The sequence below is a fragment of the Pseudoflavonifractor sp. HNCC25GI2 genome (assembly GCF_058136395.1).
On record NZ_JBYUOW010000003.1, the window covers coordinates 158,329 to 182,754 of the forward strand.

Genomic DNA, 24,426 nt, shown 5'->3' on the forward strand with positions numbered 1-24,426 from the left:
TAAAAGACAGGTGCGGGGAGAGAAGCGGTATGTTATAATAAAAATGACAACGTTGTCCGGAGTATCCGGAGGACGGGAGGAGGAGTGGAGTTGGGCGGAGAAAACCAGCGCTGGCGGGAGCATGGCCGCGAGGGACTGGCCTTCTTCAAATGGGTGCTGTACGCCTGCGCCACCGGGCTGGTGGTGGGAGCGGTGGGCGTGGCGTTCCATGGAGGAATTGAATGGGCGGCCCATGTGCGCTCGTTGTACCCCAGGATTGTGCTGCTGCTGCCGGTGGGCGGGGTGGTCATTGTGCTCCTCTACCGCATCTGCCATATGGAGCGGGACCAGGGAACCAACCTGGTGCTGGTGGCGGTGCGGGAAGCCGTGCCGTTGAAGCTGCGCACTGCCCCGCTCATTTTCCTGGCCACCATTATCACCCACCTGGTGGGAGGCTCTGCCGGCCGGGAGGGAGCGGCGCTCCAGCTTGGAGGCGCGCTGTCCGCCTACATGGGGCGGAAAATTCACCTGGACGCCAAGGACAGCCGGATGATGGTCATGTGCGGTATGGCCGCAGCCTTCTCCGCCCTGTTCGGCACCCCGCTCACGGCCGCTGTCTTTGCCATGGAGGTGGTCAGCGTAGGGGTCATGTACTATGCGGCCATGGTGCCCTGCCTGGTGGCCTCTCTCACCGCCCTGCAGCTGGCCCAGGCCTGTGGGCTGCATGTGGAGGACGGATATCAGGTCAGCCAGATTGCCGCCCTGTCTCCCCAATCCATGGTACAGACGGCGGTTCTCGGTGTGCTGTGCGCCCTGGTGTCCATCCTGTTTTGCAAGGTGATGCATGCCGCGCCCCACCTCTATGAGAAGTACATCCCCGGCACCCTGGTGCGGGCGGCGGTGGGGGGCCTGCTGGTGCTGATGCTCACCCTTGCGGTGGGTACCCAGGACTACAACGGAGCAGGAGATGCGGTCATCCGCCGCATGCTGGCCGGAGAGACCATCCCGGAGGCCTTTCTGCTGAAAATCCTGTTTACCGCCCTCACTCTAGGGGCGGGCTTCCGGGGCGGAGAGATTGTGCCCGTGCTGTTTACCGGGTGCGCCTTCGGTTCCTGGGTGGGACCCATGCTGGGCCTGCCGCACTCTTTTTCTGGTGCGCTGGGGATGGCAGCCGTGTTCTGCGGGGCCACAAACTGCCCCCTGACCTCCATTCTCCTGGCCTATGAGCTCTTCGGCGGAGCGGGCCTTCCGCTGTACGCCCTGTGCTGCGGCGTGGCCTATATGCTCTCGGGCTACTACGGACTATACAGCGAGCAGAAAATTGTCTATTCCAAGTTCCGCACCGAGTGGATTGACAAGAAAGCGCGGTAAGGTTGGGGCCCCTTTTCAAATTGGGTTTCCGCCCCCGGCAACAGCTTTTTTTATTTTCCTCAGACCGGGAGACGCTTTTCTTTCCCGGTTGAAAAGCGGCCGGTCTCTGCTTATAATGTGGACTATCAGCGGCGGGGAATGCGGTGCATGTCCCACGCCGGTGGATAGAAGATAACAGTTGTACGCAAAGCAAAAAGCGAAGAAAGGTGAGTGTTTATGCGTCCTGAATTGATTAGTCAGCCCATTACTGGTATTTGTTCCTTTGGCCGGTACCCCATCTGCCTGGATCTGGACGAACTGAAAACCGACTTCGGTGTGCTGGGCGTCCCCTTTGATATGGATGTAGGCTTTTTGAGCGGCTCCCGTATGGGCCCCCGCCGCATCCGCGAGGCCTCTACCCAGTACGGCCGGGGCGAGGTAGGCTATTACGATTACGAGGCGGACGAGCAGATGCTGGCCGCCCCCATTACCATCTCTGACTGCGGCGATGCCGACGTGCTCCAGGGCGACCGGGACTACTCCTTCAAGTGCATTGAGCGTGCGGTCCGCCGTATCATCCGGGCGGGCGCCATTCCCATTGTTATGGGCGGCGACCACTCCATCAGCATCCCTGTGGGCCGGGCTCTGGAGGAGTACGGCAAGAAGATCTGCGTCATTCAGTTTGACGCCCACCTGGACTGGACCAGCAACGTAGGCCCCCTGGTTCAGGGCAACGGCAGCCCCATGCGCCGTATGTCTGAAATGGACCACATCGGCGACATGGTGCAGATTGGCCTGCGCGGCATGGGCAGCGGCAAGAAGTCCGACTACGACGATGCCCGGGCCTACGGCAGCCGCCTCATCTCCGCCCGGGAGCTCCACGACAAGGGCGTACAGTACGTCCTGGACCAGATCCCGGATGCCGAGGCCTACTACATCACCTTCGACATCGACGGCTACGACATGCCTCTGGCTCCCGGCGCGGCCTCCCCGCTGCCCGGCGGCATCACCTATGATGAGAGCATGGACATGCTGAAGGCCATCTGCGAGACCGGCAAAGTGGTGGCTATGGACCTGGTGGAGGTGGCCCCCGCCTACGATCCCACCGGCTGCACCGCTCGTCTGGCGGCTCTGACCATGCTTCAGGTCATTGCCCACGTGGGAAAGAAGCTTCACGAGAAGGACTAAAGCGTTACCCTGCAAGGTGACGTAAAACCCCGGCCCCGGCGGAGAAAATCCGCCGGGGCCGGGGTTTCTTGTTGAAAAAAAGCCTCCGTGCCGATATAATAGCTCTGTGAGCCTTCTCCCCACGACGGGAGCGGGCTTTCGCGGAAAGGAGAATCATTCGTATGACAAAGTTCTATCACTTTAATTTTAATGTCGTGGATTTGGACCGGAGCCTGGAGTTCTATCACAAGGCCCTGAACCTCTCTCCCGTGCGCACCAAGGAGGCCGGGGACGGCTCCTTCAAGCTGGTGTTTCTCGGGGATGAGACGGGCAGCGATTTTCAGCTGGAGCTGACCTGGCTGCGGGACCGGGGGGACAAGCCCTACGACCTGGGCGAGTGCGAGTTCCATCTGGCCTTCCGCACCGACGAGTTTGAGGCCCTCCACGCCCGGCACAAGGAGATGGGCTGCATCTGCTTTGAGAACCTGGACATGGGCGTCTACTTCATCGCCGACCCGGACGGCTACTGGATTGAGATTGTGCCGGAGAAGGACTGATGGCCAAGGGTGACCGAAATCCGGGCTGGTACGGCTTTTTCCGGGTATTTACCGTCCTGTGTGCCATCATGCTGCTGCTGGCCCAGAGCGGGCAGGCCTCCGCTTCCGGCGGAGACTGGCAGGTCCTCTCTGTATATGAAGGGCTCACCTCCTGGACGGTGCCCGCTCTGTTCCTGCTGTGGGGCATGTGCGCTCTGGAGGAGGGAAAGCCCAACCTCTCCTCCGCGCTGCTGGGGCTGGCCCTGCCGGCCTTCTGCATGCTGGTGTTCTGGGGCGCAGTGTATGCCGTGGCCGCCCAGCTGCTGGGGGGCGGCAGCCTGAGCTGGGGCGGTATCTGGAACGCCCTGGTGTCCGCCGCCAAGGGAAATACTTATTTCCATCTGTGGGTGCTCTATCCCCTTATCGGACTCTATCTGGTCCATCCGGTGATCCACCGGTTTACCGCCTCCGCCGGCCGGGGAGAGGTGCGTTACTTCCTCCTCCTGTGCCTGCTGTTTGCCAGCCTGCTGCCCATGTGGAGCGCCTTCCATCTAGAGAGTGTTCTGGCTGCCCTGCTGGAGCGGCTGAAGGTGCATCTGGTGCTGGGCTGGACAGGCTGTTATGTGGCAGGGGGGTATCTGCGCCACTACACCATCAGCCGCCTGGCGGAATTTGTTCTGTATATCCTGGGCATTCTGGGCCTGGTGTTTACCCTGATGGGGGACCGCCTGCTGGGCGGAGGTCGGGCGCTGTGGTACCAGTATACATCGCCCAACGTGGTGCTGACGGCGGTGGCCCTGTGCGTGCTGTTCCGCTATGTGCTGGGCATCAGCGAGGAGCGCTCCCGCCGCCGCTCGGTGTACTCTCTGGGCTCCTTCGCCTTTGGAATCTATCTCATCCACCAGCTGTGGGTGTTGGTGTTCCGGTGGCTGGGGGTGTCCATGACGGCGTTTTCTCCCGTCCTGGCCGTGCCCTTTTTTGCGCTGGTCTTTTTCCTGCTCTCAGCCCCCTTTGCCTGGCTGCTCTTCAAGATCCCGGGCGTTGGGAAGTATCTGATCGAATGAAGAAAGCCCCGGAACCGCAGGTTCCGGGGCTTTCTTTATTCGTGTTTACTGGAGATCGGGGTGGTACTCCTTACAGGTGCACTTTTTCCACTTCAGGCCGGAGCCGCAGGGGCAGGGGTCGTTGCGGCCGATCTTGATGACCTTTTTCACCGGCTGCTTTTGGACAGTACCGTCGCTGGCGCCGGACTCGGAGGTAATTTTGGCCACGCGCTCCCGCTTGACTTCCTCGTTCTTCTTCAGACGAACCAGGAACAGACGGCGCAGGGTCTCCTCCTGAATGGCGGCCACCATCTGCTCGAACATCTCGTAGCCTTCCTTCTTGTAGGCTACCACGGGGTCGGTCTGGGCGTAAGCCCGCAGGCCGATGCCCTGCTTCAGGTCGTTCATGGCGTCGATCTGGTCCATCCAGTACTCGTCCACCACACGGAGCATGATCACGCGCTCCAGCTCCCGCATGAGAGGAGAGCCGAACTCGGCTTCCTTCTTGGCGTAGAGCTCCTTGGCCTTGCTGCTGACCAGGTCCACCAGGGCCTCGGTATCATACTTCTGCAGCTCCTCGTCGGTGAGGTTCAGCTCGCCGGGGGCCAGGAACATGGAGCGGAAGGGGGCCACGGCCTCCCGGAAGGACTCGGCATCCATGTGCTTCTGCTCGCCCATGTGGCCGAGGATGGCGTTCTCCACCATGTTGTGGAGCATGTTCTGGATGGAGCCCTGGAGGTCTTCGCCGTCCAGCACCTGGCGGCGCTGCTTGTAGATGACCTCACGCTGGGTGTTCATCACGTCGTCGTACTGCAGAACGTTCTTACGGGTCTGGAAGTTGCGGGACTCCACCTGCTTTTGGGCGTTCTCGATGGCGCCGGAGAGCATCTTGGCGTCGATGGGGGTGTCCTCGTCCACGCCCAGCTTCTCCATCATGCCCATGACCCGCTCAGAGCCGAAGAGACGCATGATGTCGTCCTCCAGGGACAGGTAGAACCGGGTCTCGCCGGGGTCGCCCTGACGGCCGGCACGGCCGCGCAGCTGGTTGTCGATACGGCGGGACTCGTGGCGCTCGGTGCCCAGGATAAACAGACCGCCCACGTCACGGACCTTGTCCGCCTCCTCCTTGATGGCCTCCTTGTACTTGGCCTCCGCCTCGGTAAACATCTTCCGGGCGTTGAGGATCTCCTGGTTATCGGTCTCGGCAAAACCGGTGGCCTCGGCGATGAGCTCGTCGGTGAGCCCGGCCTTGCGCAGGTCGGCCTTGGCCAGATACTCCGCGTTGCCGCCCAGCATAATATCGGTACCACGGCCGGCCATGTTGGTGGCCACGGTGACGGCGCCGAACTTACCGGCCTGGGCCACGATCTCGGCTTCCTTCTCGTGGTTCTTGGCGTTCAGAACGTTGTGGGGGATGCCCTTGCGCTTGAGGATAGCGGACAGCTCCTCCGACTTCTCGATGGAGATGGTACCCACCAGCACAGGCTGGCCCTTGGCGTGGCACTCCTCGATCTGGTTGACGATGGCCCGCAGCTTGCCGGCGGTGTTCTTATACACCACGTCGGGGCGGTCGATTCGGGCCAGAGGCTTGTTGGTGGGGATCTCCACGATGTCCAGCTCGTAGATGGTGCCGAACTCCTCCTGCTCGGTCATGGCAGTACCGGTCATGCCGGAGAGCTTGTCGTAGAGACGGAAGTAGTTCTGGAAGGTGATGGTAGCCAGGGTCTTGGACTCGTTGGCCACCTCCACGTGCTCCTTGGCCTCGATGGCCTGGTGGAGGCCCTCGTTATAGCGGCGGCCGAACATGAGACGGCCGGTGAACTCGTCCACGATGATGACCTGTCCGTCCTTCACCACGTAGTCGATGTCCCGCTTCATCACGCCCCGGGCCTTGATGGCCTGGTTGATGTGGTGGGAGAGGGTGGTGTTCTCCGGGTCGGCCAGGTTTTCGATGTTGAAGAACTGCTCGGCCTTCTTGATGCCGGGGGCGGTGAGGGTGGCGGTGCGGGCCTTCTCGTCGACAATATAGTCGGCGTCGATGTCCACATCCTCCTCTTCCTTCTCATCCACCTTGGCAATGCGCTGGCAGCGCAGGCGGGAGACAAACTGGTCCACAATGGTGTAGAGCTGGGTGGACTTCTCGCCCTGGCCGGAAATAATCAGAGGAGTTCTGGCCTCGTCGATGAGGATGGAGTCCACCTCGTCCACGATGGCGAAGGCGTGACCCCGCTGCACCAGCTCGGAGGAGTAGATGGCCATGTTGTCCCGCAGGTAGTCAAAGCCGAACTCGTTGTTGGTGCCGTAGGTGATGTCGGCGGCGTAGGCGTCCTTCTTGTCCTGGCCGGTGACCCCGTGAATCACCAGGCCCACGGTGAGGCCCATGAAGCGGTAGACCTTGCCCATCCATTCGCTGTCGCGCTTGGCCAGGTAGTCGTTGACGGTGACGATGTGCACGCCCTTGCCCGCCAGAGCGTTGAGGTAGGCGGGGAGGGTAGCCACCAGGGTCTTGCCTTCACCGGTCTTCATCTCGGCGATACGGCCCTGGTGCAGCACGATGCCGCCCACGATCTGGACCCGGTAGGGACGCATGCCCAGCACGCGCCAGGCGGCCTCACGGCAGGCGGCAAAGGCCTCGGGAAGAATGTCGTCCAGGGTTTCGCCGTTCTGGAGGCGCTCCTTAAACTCCGGGGTCTTGGCCTGAAGCTGCTGGTCGGTCAGGGCCTTGTACTCCTCCTCCAGAGCCTCCACCTTGTCCGCGATGGGATAGATGGACTTCAGCTCGCGCTGGGAGGAGGTGCCGAAAATTTTGGTAAACAAACTCATAACAGTAAAACACCTCTTGGCTGTGGGGGACCGCCGAGGCATACTTCCCCCCTTATAATCAGTCATCCTATGCAGTATATCATACTCTAAACCAAGAAAAAAGAGCAAATTGTAAACATTTCAGCCGGGCGCAGCAAGAAAAATGGGAGATTGTTCCGAAAAATCCGCCTGTGACGAATTAATGTCCACCAGGGGTTGACAAAGTGAGACCTCTGTGGTATGTTTACTTTCGCAACTGAATAGGACAGACGAAGCGTGCAGGAAAACAGCCATCCGGCTTGCCGAAGGAGTAACACTCTCAGGTGTCCCCACCGGGACGAGGACTGTACGCGGATGTAACTCTGGAGAAGCTCGATTCGAGTGCCGAAGGTGCAACGCGGTTTTCACAGGCCGCCAATCTCTCAGGCAAAAGGACAGAGGATGACAAACGCCCGATTAAGTGCGCCTATGCGCGGAAAGGGCGGTGTTTTGTCGCCACGTTTTTCGGATCATGGAGTATTCTCCGTGGTCCGATTTTTTTGTTGAGGAGAGAGGAGAATCAATCATGTTAGCAGATCTGGAAGCAGTCCTTTACCCCATTGTATCCACGATTAACGTCTACTTATCCAACTATATTCTGGTCTTCCTGCTCATCGGTGTGGGCCTGTGGTACTCCATCCGCACCCACTTTGTGCAGCTGCGCTGCTTTGGCGAGGGTATGAAGAAGGTCTTCGGAAATCTGTCCCTCCGGGGCGGAAAGCAGGAGCACGGTATGAGCTCCTTCCAGGCCCTGGCCACCGCCATTGCCGCCCAGGTGGGTACCGGCAATATTGTAGGCTCCTCCGGCGCTATTTTGGCCGGCGGCCCCGGTGCCATCTTCTGGATGTGGGTGATTGCCTTCTTCGGAATGGCCACCATCTACGCGGAGGCCACCCTGGCCATCAAGACCCGCCGCAAGGACCCTGACGGCTCCTACCACGGCGGCCCTGTCTACTACATCACCACTGCCTTCAAGGGTGCCTTCGGCAAGTTCCTGGCCGGCTTCTTCGCCGTAGCCATCATTCTGGCCCTGGGCTTCATGGGCTGCATGGTGCAGTCCAACTCCATCGGATCCACCTTCCAGACCGCCTTCGGCGTACCCTCCTGGATTGTGGGTATCGTGCTGGTGGTAATCTGCGGCTTCATTTTCCTGGGCGGCGTGCAGCGTCTGGCAGCCGTCACCGAGAAGCTGGTTCCTGTCATGGCCGTCATCTTCCTGGCCGGCGGCCTGGTGGTGCTGGTGATGCGGGCCTCCTATATCCCCGCAACCTTCGCCATGATTTTCAAGTATGCCTTCCAGCCCCAGGCCATCATCGGCGGCAGCTTTGGCTACGCCCTGAAGGAGGCCATCAGCCAGGGCGCCAAGCGCGGCCTCTTCTCCAATGAGGCCGGTATGGGCTCCACCCCCCATGCTCACGCTCAGGCCAACGTCACCGACCCCCACGACCAGGGAGTGGTAGCCATGATCGGTGTGTTCATGGATACCTTCGTGGTGCTGACCCTCAATGCTCTGGTGATTATCTCCACCCTGTATACCACCGACGGACCTCTGGCCGGCTGCGGTGCCGCTGCAGCCAGCACCACGCTCAACAAGACCAATCTGGCCCAGACTGCTTTCGGCAGTGTTATGGGGGCCAACGCCGGTGCTATGTTTGTGGCGGTGTGCCTGTTCTTCTTCGCCTTCTCCACCATTCTCAGCTGGAACCTGTTTGGTAAGATCAATGTGATTTACCTCTTCGGCAAGAAGTCTGTGCCCGTCTATTCCGCCATTGCCCTGGTGTTCATCTTCCTGGGTACTCTGATGTCCAACGACCTGGTGTGGGAGATGACCGATATGTTCAATAACCTCATGGTGATTCCCAACGCCATCGGCCTGTTTGCCCTCACCAGTGTGGTGGTCGCCTCCACCCATGGTGTCGGTGTGAAGAAATAACTGCGGCGCCTTCAAAAGCCCGGCCTCTTTGTCAGGAGACCGGGCTTTTTGTCTTTACGGGGCTGGCGGGGCATGCTATGATAAAGGCAAGGAAACGAAAGTGTGAGGAAGAGACATGGAGGCTTGGAAGAAAAACAGTGTGCACACGCTGGAGATAACCGGCTATACCGCGGAAGGACTGGGGGTAGCCCGTCTGGAGGGACGGGTGGTCTTTGTTCCCCGGACCATCGCGGGGGAGCGCTGGCGGGTGCGGCTGGAGAAGGTAAATAAAAAGGTGGCCTGGGGCCGGGGCGTGGAGCTGCTGTCGGCCTCGCCGGAGCGGCTGGAGACCGACTGTCCCCTGTTCGGGAAATGCGGAGGCTGTCAGTTCCGGCATATGACCTACGCCGAGGAGCTGCGGGCCAAGCGGCAGCGGGTGGCGGATGCCCTGGTACGGGTGGGCGGCGTTCACCTGGAGCTGCCTCCGGTGCTGGGGGCAGAGGAGCCGGAGCGCTACCGCAATAAGGTGCAGTTCCCCATTGCGCCCTCCCGTGAGGGAAATGTTGCGGTGGGCTACTACCGCTCCAGAAGCCATCAGGTCTTTCCCGTGGAGGACTGCCTCCTTCAGCCCGAGACGGTGACCCGGCTGCGCCGGGCCTTTGTCCGGGCAGCAGAGGAGCTGGGGCTGACCGCCTATGACGAGGGGACGGGAAATGGCCTTCTGCGTCATTTTTATGTCCGCACCAACCACAGGGGAGGGGCCCTGTGCTGCATTGTGGCCAACGGGACGGACCTGCCCGGGGCGGAGCGGATGGTGGAGGCTCTGCGGGCCTGCGAGCCCAAGTTGATGGGCGTGGTGCTGAATGTGAACACCCGGGATACCAATGTGATCCTTGGGTCGGACTATAAGCTGCTGTGGGGGCAGGACTATTTGGAGGAGGAGCTGTGCGGACATACCTTCCGGCTGTCCATTCCTTCCTTTTTCCAGGTGAACCGGGCCCAGACGGAGCGGCTTTACGGCCTTGCTCTGGATTTTGCCGGCCTCACTGGCCGGGAGACCGTGCTGGATTTGTACTGCGGCATCGGAACCATCTCCCTGTGCCTGGCCCGACGGGCGGGACGGGTGATTGGGGCGGAAATTGTGCCCCAGGCGGTGGAGGATGCCCGGGCCAACGCTGCACGCAGCGGCGTGGAGAACGCGGAGTTTTTCTGCGGAGACGCTGGGGCGGTGGCTGCACGCCTGGCGGAGGAGGGCATCCGGCCGGACGTCATCTGTGTGGACCCGCCCCGGAAGGGATTGGGTCCGGAGGTGCCTGCTATCCTGGCCGGGATGGCGCCGGAGCGGATTGTCTATGTCTCCTGTGACCCGGCTACCCTGGCCCGGGATGTGAAGCGGCTGGAGGAGCTGGGCTATCACGCCCGGAGGGCCCAGAGCGTGGATCTCTTTCCCCGCACCGCCCATGTGGAGACGGTAGTGCTGCTGGAACGGCAGGAAAGCAGACGGGACTGATTGAGCGGATAAGGAAAATACCCTGGGGAAATCCTGGGTTTGTGCTTGTATTTAAAGGTAAGAATGTTATAATAAACTCTGCCCTTTTTGCGGTCGCTATTTCTAGGAGAGGGGGGACCGCTGAGAGAGAAAAAACTGGGCGGCATGCTTTGCGGGAGCGAAGCATAGTGTATTGTTTGTTTTGGAAAGGAGCGCGACAATATGCCGGGAGATAACGGCCACCGCAATGGAGGGTTCAGTTCTTCATTGGGTTTTGTAATTGCCTGCGTAGGATCTGCGGTAGGACTGGGAAATATTTGGCTGTTTCCATACCGTTTGGGACAGTATGGAGGAGCCGCCTTTTTGATCCCGTACCTTATTTTTGTTTTGCTGTTTGGATGGGTGGGCCTGTCCGCCGAGTTCGGCATCGGACGTCTGGCGGGGACGGGTACCATCGGTGCTTATGAGTATTGTTTCCGCACCCGGGAGAAGGGGACCCTGGGCAAGGTTCTGGGCTGGATTCCCCTGATGGGCTCTCTGGGCATCGCCATTGGCTACGCGGTCATTATGGGCTGGGTGCTCAACAGCCTGTTCGGCTCCCTCACCGGTACCCTGATGACCGCCCAGCCTGCGGAATTCTTCCAGCAGGCTGCCGTGGACTTCGGCAACCCCCTGTGGCACACCGTGGTGGTAGTCGTGGCCTGCCTGGTGCTGCTGTTCGGAGTGACTACGGGTATCGAGCGGGTGAGCCGGGTGCTCATGCCTCTCTTCTACGTTCTGTTCCTGGCTCTGGCCATTTGGGTTGCCATGCAGCCCGGCGCGGGGGAGGGCTACCGCTTCCTCTTCGTCCCTGACTGGTCCAAGCTGCTGGAGCGGGACACCTGGGTCATGGCCATGGGACAGGCATTCTTCTCACTGTCCATCACCGGTTCCGGCATGATTGTGTACGGTGCCTATCTGGACAAGAAGGCAGATATTCCCAAGGCGTCTCTGCGTACGGCCCTCTTTGATACCATGGCGGCGCTGCTGTCCGCCCTGGCCATTATGCCCGCGGTGTTTGCCTACGGCCTGGATGTGGCCAGCGGCCCCTCTCTGATGTTTATCACGGTGCCCACGGTGTTCCAGAAGATGCCCATGGGCCAGCTGTTTGCAGTATTCTTCTTTGTGTCGGTCTTCTTTGCGGGCATCACCTCCCTCATCAACATGTTCGAGGCCGTGACCGAGAGCTGGCAGCGCTACTTCAAGCTCAGCCGCAAGGCGGCGGTGCTGATCTGCTCCGCGCTGACTCTGGGCGTGGGCCTGTTTATGGAGAGCGAGGCCCGGGTGGGCAAGTGGATGGACTTTATTACCATCGACGTGGTGCCCATCGGCGCGGTGCTGGGTGCCATCTCTATTTACTATGTTCTGGGCTGGCCCAAGCTGAAGCAGGAGCTGCAGCTTGGCCGGGAGAAGCCGGTTTCGGAGATTTTCGGCGTGGTAGGCCGCTATATCTATGTGCCTCTGACCATCCTGGTGGTGGTGCTTGGCATCGCGTATGGCGGAATTGGCTGAGCGGACAGAGGTAAGCTGTACCCGGACTGTGGAGACGGGAAAAGAAAAATGGGAAGGGGCGGTGTTTTAACGTGCAGAAACGGCAGTATCAAATCGACATGTGCAACGGACCTCTGTGGAGTAAGATCCTGTTGTTTGCTCTGCCTCTGATGGCCTCCAGCATTCTGCAGCTGCTGTTCAATGCGGCAGATGTGGTGGTGGTGGGACAGTTTGTGGGCAAGGAGGCGTTGGCAGCCGTGGGCTCCAACACCTCGCTCATCAACCTGATGGTCAACCTGTTTGTAGGCTTGTCCGTAGGTACCAATGTGGTGGTGGCCCGGGATTTGGGCGCCGGACGGCATGACAACGTCAGCCGGAGCATCCACACCTCTGTAGCCCTTTCCTTGGTCAGTGGTGTGGTCATGCTGGTCTTCGGTGTGGTCATGGCCCGACAGCTGCTGATATGGATGTCATCGCCCACAGATGTCATTGACCTGGCCACCGTTTATCTGCGCATCTACTTCCTGGGCATGCCCGCGAACCTTCTCTATAACTTCAGCGCGGCCATTCTGAGAGCTCAGGGAGACACCCAGCGTCCTCTGTATTACCTCACGGCAGCCGGCGTGGTCAATGTCATTTTGAACCTGGTGCTGGTTATCGTGTTCGGCCTGGGCGTGGCCGGCGTGGCGCTGGCCACCATCACCGCGCAGTATATCTCTGCGGCGCTGGTAATACGCTGCCTCATGAAGGAGGAGGGCGCGCTGCGTCTGGAGCTGAAAAAGCTGCGGATGGAGTGGAGCGTCGTCAAGCGCATCCTGCAGGTGGGTCTGCCTGCCGGCTTCCAGGGTGTGGTGTTTGCCCTGTCCAACGTGGTGATCCAGTCCTCGCTGAATTCCTTTAACGATTCGGTGATTGTGGCCGGCTCCTCGGCCTCCGCTAATATCGAGGGCTTTGTGTACGCCGGTATGAACTCCTTCTACCAGACGGCCATGACCTTTACCGGGCAGAACTACGGTGCCGGCAAGTGTCACCGGGTGGACCGGGTAATGCTCTGGTGTGAAACCTTCTCGGTGGTGACCGGCCTGGTGCTGGGTAATCTGGCCTACTTCTTCGGCCAGCCGCTGGCCAGCATATATGCGCCGGGAGAGCCGGACGTCATAGCACAGGCTCTGGTCCGAATGCAGCTGATCTGCTGCCCCTATTTCCTGTGCGGCATCATGGATGTAACAGTGGGTATGCTCCGCGGCATTGGCTATTCGGTGATTCCCATGATTGTTTCTCTGGTGGGCGTCTGCGGCCTGCGTCTTGTATGGGTGGCCACCATATTCCCGCTCTATCGTACGCCGGCGACGCTGTACCTCTCTTATCCGGTTACCTGGACCATTACCGGTGCGGTACATATTATTTTCTTCTTCGTGGTAAGGAAACGGGCCTACGCCAGAGTGCAGGGAAGCGATTACCTGAGAAAGTCGGAAGGACGCCATCCTCCGGTGGAATCAAAAACGGCATGAAAAAATCCCGGACCGAAAGGTCCGGGATTTTTTATGTAATCAAGTTCACTTACACGATGCGGCGGCCGCCCACAAAACCGGTGGTGTAGTAGGCCTCGCTCAGGCTGCTGACGATCACGCCAACGGTGGAGGTGGAGGCATGCACGAACTGGTTGTTGCCGATGTAGATGCCCACGTGGGAAGCGGCCTTGCTGCCGGTGCCGGACTTCTTGAAGAGGACCAGGTCGCCGGGCTGCAGCTCGTTCATGGAAACGGGGGTGCCGTTGCTCAGCTGGCTGGCAGCGGAGCGGTTGAGGGAGTAGCCGAACTGGCGGTAGACATAGCTGGTGAAGCCGGAGCAGTCAAACCCGCTGGGGGAGCTGCCGCCGTACACGTAGGGATAACCCACGAACTGCAGCGCGTAGTCGGCAATCTCCTGGCCCTTGCTGGACTTCTGAGCCTCGGCGGCGTCCACCAGAACCACGTACTCGGCGCTGATGTAGCCGTTCTCAATTTGATACCAGCCGCTCTGGGTCTGACCCAGAATCTGCACGATCTTGCCGGACTTCAGGCTGCCCACCTTGGCGCTGTCGGTGTTGGGCTCGGAGCGAACGTTGAGGGAGCTGGCGGTCACCTTGCCGTAGGTGGTCTCAGCCATGGGCTGAGGGGTGGACTGCGCAGCCACGGCGTCAGCGGGGGAGCTGGCGGAGACGGCGGAGACGGCGTCCTGGGCGTCATCCAGAATCAGGTAGTCGCTGGAGACGTAGCCGGTGAGATCCTCATAGCTGATTTTGTACCAGCCATTGGTGGTGGAGATGACATCAACCTTGGTGCCGTTGGAGAGCTTATCCAGCACAGTGCTGCTGGTGTTGGCCTCGGAGCGGACACGCAACGTACTGCTGCCGGTATTGACGGTGCCGGTAACGGCCAATGCGGGAACGACGCAGGTGCTGACCAGCAGAAGGCCGGCGGTGAGTCGAACGGCAACTTGGTTTCTGAAGTGCATGGCTGATGTCCTCCTATGTTCTATTTCTGTAATTGTAAGCGGATAGGAACGGAAAAGCAAAAATCAGGCGGGCTGCTTACTTGGTGTTCAGCGCCCGCTCCAGCCATACGCTGGCCACGTCCATGGCGGCGTACAGGCTGTCCTTTTCGCTCTTTTTGACCACGCGGTCCCGGCTTTTCAGGTCGGGGTCAGTGAGCTGAAGCTGGACGGATACCCGGTCCGCCATCTCCAGACCATCCACATTTTTGGTGGAGAGAATCTGAAGCATGATGATATACTTTTCTGCCATGGTTCCGTAATAGATTAAATTGTCTTTCCGACGCAGGGGATGGCCCTTATAGGAAAGAGGAATGGAGTGCTGTTCCATGAAAATCCTCCTGAATTAAAACTTGTAACCGAATTGTAACATATTTGTTACCGTCTGTCAAATCCTTTCCCGGGCTTTTTTCAGGAAAATTGCGGCCAAAAAAGAAAATGTCAAAAAACGTGGCAAAAGCTGGAAGAGAAGTGAGACGCGGACCGATGTGGGAAAGGGGAGGAAAAGAAACAAAAAAAGGAAGCAGGGCTTGACAGCCTTGCTTCCTTCATGGTACAATAAAATGCTTCTATATCCCAAAATAAAGAGAGCCTGGTTCCCCATGCTCTGACCGTAGTGTACCACACAGCGGGAGAAAAGACAAGGGAGAGGGGCTGGAAACAAACAACGCATCCGGGTGCGCGGAAAAGCGGTGCGGGGTCGAAATTGTGCATAATGACGGCGAAACAACCGTTTTTCCCTGCATCCGGGGCAGAAACCCGTGAGAACCAACCGTTGAGTCAAAAGAAAGCGAGTTGATTTTTTAGAATGGTTAAGGACGTGCAATACGGCAAGACCCTGCGCAAGAGCTTTGCCCGGTACCAGGAGATCCTGGAGATGCCCAACCTGTTGGAGGTGCAGAAGACCTCCTATCAGTGGTTCCTGGACACCGGCCTGCGGGAAGTGTTCAAGGACGTGGGTGCCATTACCGACTACGCCGGTAACCTGGAGCTGAGCTTCGTGGACTACTCCATGGACGAGCCCCCCAAGTACGACGTGGAGGAGTGTAAGGCCCGGGACGCCACCTATGCCGCCCCCATCAAGGTGAAGGTTCACCTGCGCAACACCCAGAACAATCAGATCAACGAGCAGGAGATTTTCATGGGGGACTTCCCCATCATGACCCAGGCCGGTACCTTTGTTATCAATGGTGCTGAGCGTGTCATTGTCTCCCAGATCGTCCGTTCCCCCGGTATGTACTACACCCGCACCGCGGACAAGGCCGACAACCTGACCTTCACCACCACGGTGATTCCTTACCGGGGCGCCTGGCTGGAGTACGAGACCGATCTCAGCGACATTTTCTATGTCCGCATCGATAAGAACCGCAAGTTGCCCATCACCTGCCTCATCCGCGCTCTGGGCGTCAAGACGGACGCGGAGATCATCGAGCTGTTCGGCGAGGACGAGCGCATCAAGGCCACGCTGGAGAAGGATGCCTGCAAGACCTATGAGGAGGCCATGCTGGAGATCTACCGCAAGCTGCGTCCCGGCGAGCCCCCCACGCTGGACTCCGCCGAGAGCCTGCTCTCCGCCACCTTCTTTGATCCCCGGCGCTATGACCTGTCCGCCGTGGGCCGCTACAAGTTCAACAAGAAGATGGCCCTGTGGACCCGTCTGTCCGGCCACAAGCTGGCCATGCCCGTGGCCGATCCCCGCACCGGCGAGATCATTGCCGATGCCGGTGAGGTGCTCACCCGTGAGCGCGCCAAGGAGCTGGACAACCGCGGCGTGAACGAGGCCGTTCTGGACATGGACGGCAAGCTGGTCAAGGTGTTCTCCAACAACATGGTCCACCTGGAGGACTTCGTGGACTTCGATCCCGCCGAGGTTGGCGTGGACGAGATGGTGTTCTTCCCCGCTCTGTGCCAGCTGCTGGATCAGTTCTCCGGCGAGGACCTGAAGGACGCCATCCGGGAGCACCTGGATGACCTCATTCCCAAGCACATCACCGTGGAGGACATCATGGCCTCCATCAACTACCTCAACTGCCTGGCTCACGGCGCCGGCACTCCCGATGACATCGACCATCTGGGCAACCGCCGCCTGCGCTGCGTGGGCGAGCTGATTCAGAACCAGTTCCGCATCGGCTTCAGCCGCATGGAGCGCGTCATCCGGGAGCGTATGACCACCCAGGACCTGGATGTGGTCACCCCTCAGTCCCTCATTAATATCCGGCCGGTTACCGCCGCCATCAAGGAGTTCTTCGGCAGCAGCCCCCTGAGCCAGTTCATGGACCAGACCAACCCTCTGGCCGAGCTGACCCACAAGCGCCGTCTGTCCGCTCTGGGCCCCGGCGGTCTGTCCCGTGACCGCGCCTCTTTCGACGTCCGTGATGTTCACTACTCCCACTACGGCCGTCTGTGTCCCATTGAGACCCCCGAAGGTCCCAACATCGGCCTGATTTCCTACCTGGCCTCCTACGCCCGCATCAACCGCTTCGGCTTCATCGAGGCCCCCTACCGCAAGGTGGATAAGGAGAGCGGCCGCGTCACCGACGAGATCGAGTATATGACCGCCGATGTGGAGGACGAGTACACCGTCGGCCAGGCCACCGAGCCTCTGGACGAGAACGGCTGCTTTATCAACGAGCGTATCACCTGCCGCCACCGCAACGAGACCATCTCCGTGGATAAGCACCAGGTGGACTACGTGGACGTGTCGCCCAAGATGATGGTGTCCGTGGCTACCGCCATGATCCCCTTCCTCCAGAACGACGACGCCAACCGCGCCCTGATGGGCGCCAACATGCAGCGGCAGGCCGTGCCTCTGCTGCGGCCCGAGGCCCCCATTGTGGCCACCGGCCAGGAGCACAAGAACTGCATCGACTCCGAGGTGGCCATCCTGGCGGAGGGCCCCGGTACCGTCACCCGCGTGTCCGCCCGGTACATCACCGTGGCCTACGACAACGGTCAGACCAAGGAGTACCGCCTGACCAAGTACCTGCGCTCCAACCACACCACCTGTATCAACCAGCGGCCCATCGTGGACGCCGGCCAGCGGGTGGAGTACCACGACGTGCTGGCCGACGGCCCCTCCACCGACCACGGCGAGATCGCCCTGGGCCGGAACATTCTCATGGGCTTCATGACCTGGGAAGGTTACAACTACGAGGACGCCATCCTGCTCAACGAGCGCATGGTGAAGGACGATGTGTTCACCTCTATCCACATCGAGGAGTATGAGACCGAGGCCCGCGACACCAAGCTGGGTCCCGAGACCATCACCCGTGATATCCCCAACGTGGGCGAGGACGCCCTGAAGGACCTGGACGAGCACGGCATCATCCGCGTGGGCGCGGAGATCCGGGCCGGCGACTATCTGGTGGGTAAGGTTACCCCCAAGGGCGAGGCCGAGGCCACCGCGGAGGAGAAGCTGCTGCGGGCCATCTTCGGCGAGAAGGCACGTGAGGTCCGTGACACCTCCCTGAAGGTGCCCCACGGCGAGGCCGGTATCGTGGTGGACGTGAAGATCTTCACCCGCGAGAACGGCGACGAGCTGTCCCCCGGCGTCAACCAGGTGGTCCGTGTCTACATCGCCCAGAAGCGTAAGATCTCCGTGGGCGACAAGATGGCCGGCCGTCACGGTAACAAGGGTGTTGTGTCCCGTATTCTGCCCCAGGAGGATATGCCCTTCCTGCCCGACGGCACTCCCCTGGACATCGTGCTGAATCCCCTGGGCGTGCCTTCCCGTATGAACATCGGTCAGGTGCTGGAGGTCCATCTGGGCTATGCCGCCAAGACCCTGGGCTGGAAGGTCGCCACCCCCATCTTCAACGGCGCCACCGAGGCGGACATCCAGGAGTGCCTGAAAATGGCTGGCCTGGCCCGCGAGGTGGGCTACGACGAGCCCCTCATCGGCAAGCAGCTCTACCTGGCTGACGAGGAGGGCGACGGCATGCGGGAGCTCACCGCCGAGGAGATGGCCAACGCCGAGCAGGTGCGCATCTGGCAGAAGGCCGGTAAGCTACGCCTGGTGGACGGCAAGAACTGGCTCTATGACGGCCGTACCGGCCGGCGCTTTGATAACCCGGTCACCGTGGGCTACGTCTACTTCCTGAAGCTGCACCACCTGGTGGACGATAAGATTCACGCCCGTGCCACCGGCCCCTACTCCCTGGTCACCCAGCAGCCTCTGGGCGGCAAGGCCCAGTTCGGCGGCCAGCGCTTCGGCGAGATGGAGGTGTGGGCTCTGGAGGCTTACGGTGCCGCCTACACCCTGCAGGAAATTCTGACCGTCAAGTCCGACGACGTCACCGGCCGTGTGAAGACCTACGAGGCCATTGTCAAGGGTATGAACGTGCCCAAGCCCGGCGTGCCCGAGTCCTTCAAGGTTCTGATCAAGGAGCTGCAGTCCCTGTGTCTCGATATGCGGGTACTGGATGCTGACGGCAACGAGATTGAGCTCAAGGACGACGACGAGGATAACTACCAGCCTGTCCGGGACGACTACTATGATCGGGACGACGACTTCGGCTACCAGAAGGACGCCGACTTCGCCTCCGCCGGCGGCTTCACCTTCAAGGGTGACAGCGACGACGACGATCTGACCCTGGAAGCCGCTGACAGCGAGGAGGAGGGTTCCGACGAGGGCCTGTTCTCCGACGAGGAATTTTAAGGAACGGGAGGAGATTGAAACATGAGTTACGCTGAATTTGACGCCATCCGCATTGGCATCGCCTCCCCCGAGCAGATCCGTGAGTGGTCCTACGGCGAGGTCAAGCGCCCTGAGACCATCAACTACCGCACCCTGAAGCCGGAGAAGGACGGACTGTTCTGCGAGAAGATTTTTGGCCCCACCAAGGACTGGGAGTGTAACTGCGGCAAGTATAAGAAGATCCGCTACAAGGGCAAGATCTGCGACCGCTGCGGCGTGGAGATCACCAAGGCCAAGGTCCGCCGTGAGCGCATGGGCCACATTGAGCTGGCCGCCCCTGTCTCCCACATCTGGTATTTCAAGGGCATTCCCTCCCGGATGGGTCTGTTGCTGGACATCAGCCCCCGTATCCTGGAGAAGGTGCTGTACTTCGCCGCCTATATTGTCATTGATCCCGGTTTCTCCCCCCTGTCCAAGAACCAGATTCTCTCCGAGAAGGAATACCGGGATATGCGGGAGAAGTATGAGGACGATTTTGATGCCGGCATGGGCGCAGAGGCCGTGAAGAAGCTGCTGCAGCAGATCGACCTGGAGGAACTCTCCGTCCAGCTGCGTGCCGAGCTGAAGGACGCCTCCGGCCAGAAGAAGGCCCGCATCGTCAAGCGTCTGGAGGTTGTGGACGCCTTCCGTCTCTCCGGCAACAAGCCTGAGTGGATGATCATCGACGTCCTGCCTGTCATTCCCCCCGAGATCCGGCCCATGGTTCCCCTGGACGGCGGCCGTTACGCCTCCTCCGACCTGAACGACCTCTATCGCCGGGTCATCAACCGCAATAACCGCCTGAAGCGGCTCATCCAGCTCAACGCCCCTGACATCATTGTCCGCAATGAGAAGCGCATGCTCCAGGAGGCAGTGGATGCCCTCATCGACAACGGCCGCCGCGGCCGCGCCGTCACCGGCGCCAACAACCGCGCCCTGAAGTCTCTGTCCGACATGCTGAAGGGTAAGCAGGGCCGTTTCCGTCAGAACCTGCTGGGCAAGCGTGTCGACTACTCCGGCCGTTCCGTTATCGTGGTCGGCCCCAGCCTGAAGATCTATCAGTGCGGCCTGCCCAAGGAGATGGCTATCGAGCTGTTCCGCCCCTTCGTCATGAAGAAGCTGGTGGACGACGGCCTGGCCAACAACATCAAGGCCGCCAAGAAGATGGTGGAGAAGGGCGAGGGCGCCGTTTGGGACGCTCTGGAGTTCGTCATCAAGGACCACCCCGTCATGCTGAACCGTGCACCTACGCTGCACCGTCTGGGCATCCAGGCCTTCGAGCCCGTGCTGGTGGAGGGCCGCGCCATCAAGCTGCACCCCCTGGTGTGTACCGCCTTTAACGCCGACTTCGACGGCGACCAGATGGCCGTTCACGTTCCCCTGTCCGCCGAGGCTCAGACCGAGGCCCGCATCCTGATGCTCTCCGCCAACAACCTGCTCCGTCCTCAGGACGGCGGCCCCGTCACCATCCCCACTCAGGACATGGTGCTGGGATCCTACTACCTGACCTACACCCGGGACGAGGAGGGCACCGGCCACATCTTCGCCGACAAGGACGAGGCCATGCTGGCCTACGACGCCGGCGTGGTTACCCTCCACTCTCCCATCAAGGTGCGTATGTACCGGGAGATCGACGGTGAGATGCGCCACAAGCTGGTGGAGACCACCGTGGGCCGCCTCATCTACAACGAGGCCGTGCCCCAGGACCTGGGCTTTGTGGACCGCAGCAACCCCGAGAACATGTTCGAGCCCGAGATCAACTTCGTGGTTGGCAAGAAGCAGCTGGGCAAGATTATCGACAAGTGCATCACCAAGCACGGCTTCACCGTCTCCGCCGGCGTTCTGGACGCCATCAAGGACCTGGGCTATCACTACTCCACCGTGGGATCTCTGACCGTAGCCATTGCGGACATGACCGTCCCCCAGAAGAAGTATGAGCTCATTGCCGAGACCGAGAAGGAGATCGTGAAGATCGACCGGCAGTACCGCCGCGGTCTTATCACCAACGACGAGCGCTACCGCCTCACCGTGGCCGCCTGGGAGAAGACCACTGCCGACGTGACCCAGGCCCTCCAGGCCTCCATGGACCGCTACAACCCCATCTTCATGATGGCCGACTCCGGCGCCCGTGGTTCTATGGCTCAGATCCGTCAGCTGGCCGGTATGCGTGGCCTGATGGCCGATACCGCCGGCCGTACCATCGAAATCCCCATCAAGGCCAACTTCCGTGAAGGCCTTTCCGTATTGGAGTACTTCATCTCCTCCAGAGGCGCTCGAAAGGGCATGGCCGATACCGCTCTGCGTACCGCCGACTCTGGTTACCTGACTCGTCGTCTGGTGGACGTGTCCCAGGAGGTTATCATCCGCGAGGACGACTGCGGCACCACCGACGGCATCGAGGTCAGCGAGATCGAGGAGTACGGCCAGGTCATCGAGACCTTCGCCGAGCGTGTCCACGGCCGCTATCCTGCCGAGGACATTGTGGATCCCGCCACCGGCGAGCTGCTCTTCACCCGGGATACCATGCTGCGCAAGGATGACGCGGCGGTCCTGGAGGAGCACGGCATCCACTCCGTCAAGATCCGCTCCGTCCTTACCTGCCGCGCCCGCAGCGGCGTGTGCGCCAAGTGCTACGGCATTAACCTGGCCATCGGCGAGCCCGTTGGCATGGGCGAGGCGGTTGGTATTATCGCCGCTCAGTCCATCGGCGAGCCTGGTACCCAGCTGACCATGCGTACCTTCCACACCGGCGGCGTAGCCGGCGGCGATATCACCCAGGGTCTTCCCCGAGTTGAGGAATTGTTCGAGGCCCGCAAGCCCAAGAAGATGGCCCAGCTGGCTGAGATTGGCGGCCGCGTGACCATCGAGGAGACCAAGCGCAACGTCATGTGCAACCTGACCATCACCGCCGACGACGGCGAGGTCGTGACCTACGCCCTGCCTTACTCCGCTGGTATCAAGGTGAAGGACGGCGACATCGTGCCCAAGGGCCTTGAGCTCACCGAGGGCGCCCTGTCTCCCCACGAGGTTTTACGCATCCGCGGCCTGTCCGACTGTCACAACTACCTCATCCGCGAGGTGCAGAAGGTGTACCGTCAGCAGGGCGTTGACACCAACGATAAGCACATCGAGGTTATTGTCCGCCAGATGATGCGGAAGGTCCGTGTGGAGGACGCTGGCGATTCCGACCTGCTGTCCGGTTCCACCATCGACATCGTGGAGTTCCTGGACGCCGAGGAGGCCGTGAAGGCCCGCATCGACGCCGGGGAGAAGAACGAGATGGGCGAGGACCTGCGCCTGCCCACCTGCACTCGCCTGCTCATGGGTATCACCAAGGCCTCTCTGGCCACCGAGTCCTTCCTGTCCGCCGCCTCCTTCCAGGAGACCACCAAGGTGCTTACCGAGGCGGCCATCAAGGGTAAGGTGGACCACCTGCTGGGCCTGAAGGAGAACGTCATCATCGGTAAGCTGATCCCCGCCGGTTCCGGCCTGGCTCAGTACCGCAAGGAGGACCCCATCGATGACGAGGGCAATATGCCCACTGCCAATGAGGGCGGAGCCATTGTGGCCGATGCCCTGGCTGAGCCTGAGGAGAGTGTGGAGGAGGACGATCTCTTCCTGGAGACCGGCACCATTGAGCTGGATACTCCTGCCCAGGCTTCCACGGAGGATGCTCCTCTGTAAGGAAATCCCCTTCAACCATCTGAATAAAAAACGGCCGTCCCATCGGGACGGCCGTCTTTTTTGTACGGTTAAGAGGTAAGTTCAATGGCGCTGGCCGGGCAGCTTTCCGCCGCCTCCCGGGCCTGGGCCTCCTGCTCGGGAAAAATTTCGTCCCGGGCGGCGGCCACCCCCTCGTCGGTCATGGTAAAGACTCCGGGACACATGCTGGTGCACAGGCCGCAGCCCACGCAGGCCTCATTGACATGAATGGTCATGAACGCTTCTCCTCCTTCTATGGATGGAGGTAGCATGGTCCCTTTTGGCCAATTTATACGCTTTCCTGAGTTGTTCGCAGCGGCTCGGACACCATTTATTCAAACGTACCCAGAAACAAGGGAATACCCGTCTCCAGGTCCACAATGCCGTAGAGGAAGGGCCGATCAAACACCAGGGTGATGCCCTCCTCAAGCGGAGCGCTGGACTCACCGCTGCCGGCTGCCACTGTGGCGGCGGCAGCCTCGGTGCCCTTCTCATTGACTTTGATCTTGGCCGCGTGGATGACCTGGGAGAGGTAGTAGCCCTCCGGATTGTCCCCCAGCCGAGAGAAGTCGGCCACCCCTGTAGCAAAGGCATCCTCCAGACCCAGAGCAGACAGAATATCCTTCAATTCCCCCTTCCACTCCGCCTCGAACTTAGGCAGAGCCAGACAGAGAAACCGCGTATCCTCCCGCCTGGCCAGAAGTTCAGACAGTTCGCGTCCTTCCAATCCGGCCAGCCAACTGTCCAGATCTCCATCGGGGAGGAGGGCAAAGAAGCCCAAGCGACCGTCGTCGTAGGGCAGCACCACGCCCTGCACCCCGTCACCCTGAAGGTAGGGGAGAGTGCAGGAGCCTTTGTTCAGAAAATCCATGGATTTCGTGTCGCCACCTGTGTGAGTGAACTCACGCGCATAAGTGTTGTTGGGGTCAAATTTGCTGGCCCAGGTATTTTTCAGGTACAGGGCGTTGACCAGCAGTGAGGCGGTGTTCTCCGAAAAGGGCTCCGAGATGATGGTTGGGATCATTTTATTGGTGTGTTTCGACACCCAGCCGTTGAGATCCCTCACAATCCCGGGGGCGGAAAGATCTCCCTGGAACACTTGGGCATCGAAGATGCCGGCGCATTTGCCGATGAAGTTCTCCCGGATCTGCCCATCCGGGTCCACCCAGATGCTGTTGGCGATGGAGCACTGGGTGGAACCGTCCAGGCTTTGGTATTCTTCCATCAGTTGGGCGCACCGGGCGTTGAGCACATCCAGACCGCTCCCGCCGGAAAGCAGGGCCTCAAACTGGGCCAGCGTTTCGCCCTCCGACCCATTGGCCGCCATGGACAGGGCCAGAGCCACAGACAGGGGAGAGAGGAGAACACTTCCTTCCTGAGCCTCCCGGGCGTTCCGAAGCAGCTCCAGTCCAAAGGTGGACAGAGCGGTGTCCACGTTCTCGGCTAGCTCCGGCGGGCCGTCATAGTTGACGGCATAGACCTTCTGGGCGGTGAGCTCTTTGGCTGCGGAGGCGGCGGTGCAGCCGGGAAGAAGGGACAGACAGACACAAAGCAGCAGCGCAAGCATACGTTTCATAAAGCAGTCCTCCTTTATATAAAGCGTGGAGCAACATCAAGGGGTGCGTCTCTACTCATCCAGACGCAAAGACGGGTGTCCGGTTGCGCGCCGT

15 protein-coding genes and 1 riboswitch are annotated in these 24,426 nt (G+C 60.5%); of the genes, 10 read left to right on the forward strand and 5 right to left on the reverse strand.

Annotation, left to right across the window (positions count from 1 at the left end; all coding sequences use genetic code 11):
* The first annotated feature begins 84 nt into the window (after positions 1 to 84).
* From AC3YUO_RS05705 to AC3YUO_RS05720, 4 genes are all read left to right on the forward strand, one after another.
* Entirely contained in the window at positions 85 to 1,350 is a 1,266-nt protein-coding gene (locus AC3YUO_RS05705; protein WP_489962070.1) for a chloride channel protein, read from the forward strand.
* A 216-nt stretch (positions 1,351 to 1,566) separates the two neighbouring features.
* Entirely contained in the window at positions 1,567 to 2,517 is a 951-nt protein-coding gene (locus AC3YUO_RS05710; protein ID WP_118641332.1) for an agmatinase, read from the forward strand.
* Between the two features lie 161 nt (positions 2,518 to 2,678).
* Entirely contained in the window at positions 2,679 to 3,053 is a 375-nt protein-coding gene (locus AC3YUO_RS05715; RefSeq protein WP_489962071.1) for a VOC family protein, read from the forward strand.
* Entirely contained in the window at positions 3,053 to 4,096 is a 1,044-nt protein-coding gene (locus AC3YUO_RS05720) for an acyltransferase (RefSeq protein ID WP_489962072.1), read from the forward strand. The genes AC3YUO_RS05715 and AC3YUO_RS05720 overlap by 1 nt, the downstream gene beginning before the upstream one ends.
* 45 nt (positions 4,097 to 4,141) lie before the next feature.
* Here the strand turns inward: AC3YUO_RS05720 and secA are convergent, their stop codons facing one another.
* Positions 4,142 to 6,898: a preprotein translocase subunit SecA gene (secA, locus tag AC3YUO_RS05725; RefSeq protein ID WP_489962073.1), complete on the reverse strand. Its 2,757-nt coding sequence runs from the start codon at positions 6,896 to 6,898 to the stop codon at positions 4,142 to 4,144.
* Between the two features lie 331 nt (positions 6,899 to 7,229).
* Positions 7,230 to 7,325, forward strand: a riboswitch (glycine riboswitch).
* Between the two features lie 117 nt (positions 7,326 to 7,442).
* On the opposite strand from secA, the gene AC3YUO_RS05730 reads away from it, so the two are divergent.
* From AC3YUO_RS05730 to AC3YUO_RS05745, 4 genes are all read left to right on the forward strand, one after another.
* Positions 7,443 to 8,849 carry an alanine/glycine:cation symporter family protein gene (locus AC3YUO_RS05730; RefSeq protein ID WP_489962074.1) on the forward strand — a complete coding sequence of 469 codons (1,407 nt, stop codon included), beginning with the start codon at positions 7,443 to 7,445 and terminating at the stop codon, positions 8,847 to 8,849.
* A gap of 115 nt (positions 8,850 to 8,964) precedes the next feature.
* Positions 8,965 to 10,338, forward strand: coding sequence for a 23S rRNA (uracil(1939)-C(5))-methyltransferase RlmD (gene rlmD, locus AC3YUO_RS05735; RefSeq protein ID WP_489962075.1), 1,374 nt, complete (start codon positions 8,965 to 8,967; stop codon positions 10,336 to 10,338).
* Between the two features lie 201 nt (positions 10,339 to 10,539).
* Complete coding sequence (locus AC3YUO_RS05740) at positions 10,540 to 11,868, forward strand: sodium-dependent transporter (RefSeq protein WP_489962076.1); 1,329 nt, start codon at positions 10,540 to 10,542, stop codon at positions 11,866 to 11,868.
* Between the two features lie 71 nt (positions 11,869 to 11,939).
* Entirely contained in the window at positions 11,940 to 13,358 is a 1,419-nt protein-coding gene (locus tag AC3YUO_RS05745; protein WP_489962077.1) for an MATE family efflux transporter, read from the forward strand.
* Between the two features lie 49 nt (positions 13,359 to 13,407).
* Here AC3YUO_RS05745 and AC3YUO_RS05750 read toward each other — a convergent pair whose 3' ends face one another.
* Both AC3YUO_RS05750 and AC3YUO_RS05755 read right to left on the reverse strand, forming a co-directional pair.
* Positions 13,408 to 14,343: a C40 family peptidase gene (locus tag AC3YUO_RS05750; RefSeq protein WP_489962078.1), complete on the reverse strand. Its 936-nt coding sequence runs from the start codon at positions 14,341 to 14,343 to the stop codon at positions 13,408 to 13,410.
* A 76-nt stretch (positions 14,344 to 14,419) separates the two neighbouring features.
* A complete protein-coding gene (locus tag AC3YUO_RS05755) occupies positions 14,420 to 14,710 on the reverse strand; it encodes a hypothetical protein (RefSeq protein WP_489962079.1) in 291 nt (96 codons plus the stop codon).
* A gap of 477 nt (positions 14,711 to 15,187) precedes the next feature.
* Here AC3YUO_RS05755 and rpoB point away from each other — a divergent pair, with 477 nt between their 5' ends.
* On the forward strand, positions 15,188 to 19,036 hold the full coding sequence (gene rpoB / locus AC3YUO_RS05760) for a DNA-directed RNA polymerase subunit beta (protein WP_489962080.1): 3,849 nt from the start codon (positions 15,188 to 15,190) through the stop codon (positions 19,034 to 19,036).
* A 21-nt stretch (positions 19,037 to 19,057) separates the two neighbouring features.
* Positions 19,058 to 22,738, forward strand: a complete 3,681-nt coding sequence (gene rpoC / locus AC3YUO_RS05765; protein WP_489962081.1) for a DNA-directed RNA polymerase subunit beta' — start codon at positions 19,058 to 19,060, stop codon at positions 22,736 to 22,738.
* 68 nt (positions 22,739 to 22,806) lie between these two features.
* Here rpoC and AC3YUO_RS05770 read toward each other — a convergent pair whose 3' ends face one another.
* Both AC3YUO_RS05770 and AC3YUO_RS05775 read right to left on the reverse strand, forming a co-directional pair.
* Positions 22,807 to 22,992, reverse strand: coding sequence for a ferredoxin (locus AC3YUO_RS05770; protein WP_489962082.1), 186 nt, complete (start codon positions 22,990 to 22,992; stop codon positions 22,807 to 22,809).
* Between the two features lie 95 nt (positions 22,993 to 23,087).
* A complete protein-coding gene (locus AC3YUO_RS05775; protein ID WP_489962083.1) occupies positions 23,088 to 24,332 on the reverse strand; it encodes a serpin family protein in 1,245 nt (414 codons plus the stop codon).
* Positions 24,333 to 24,426 lie beyond the last annotated feature (94 nt).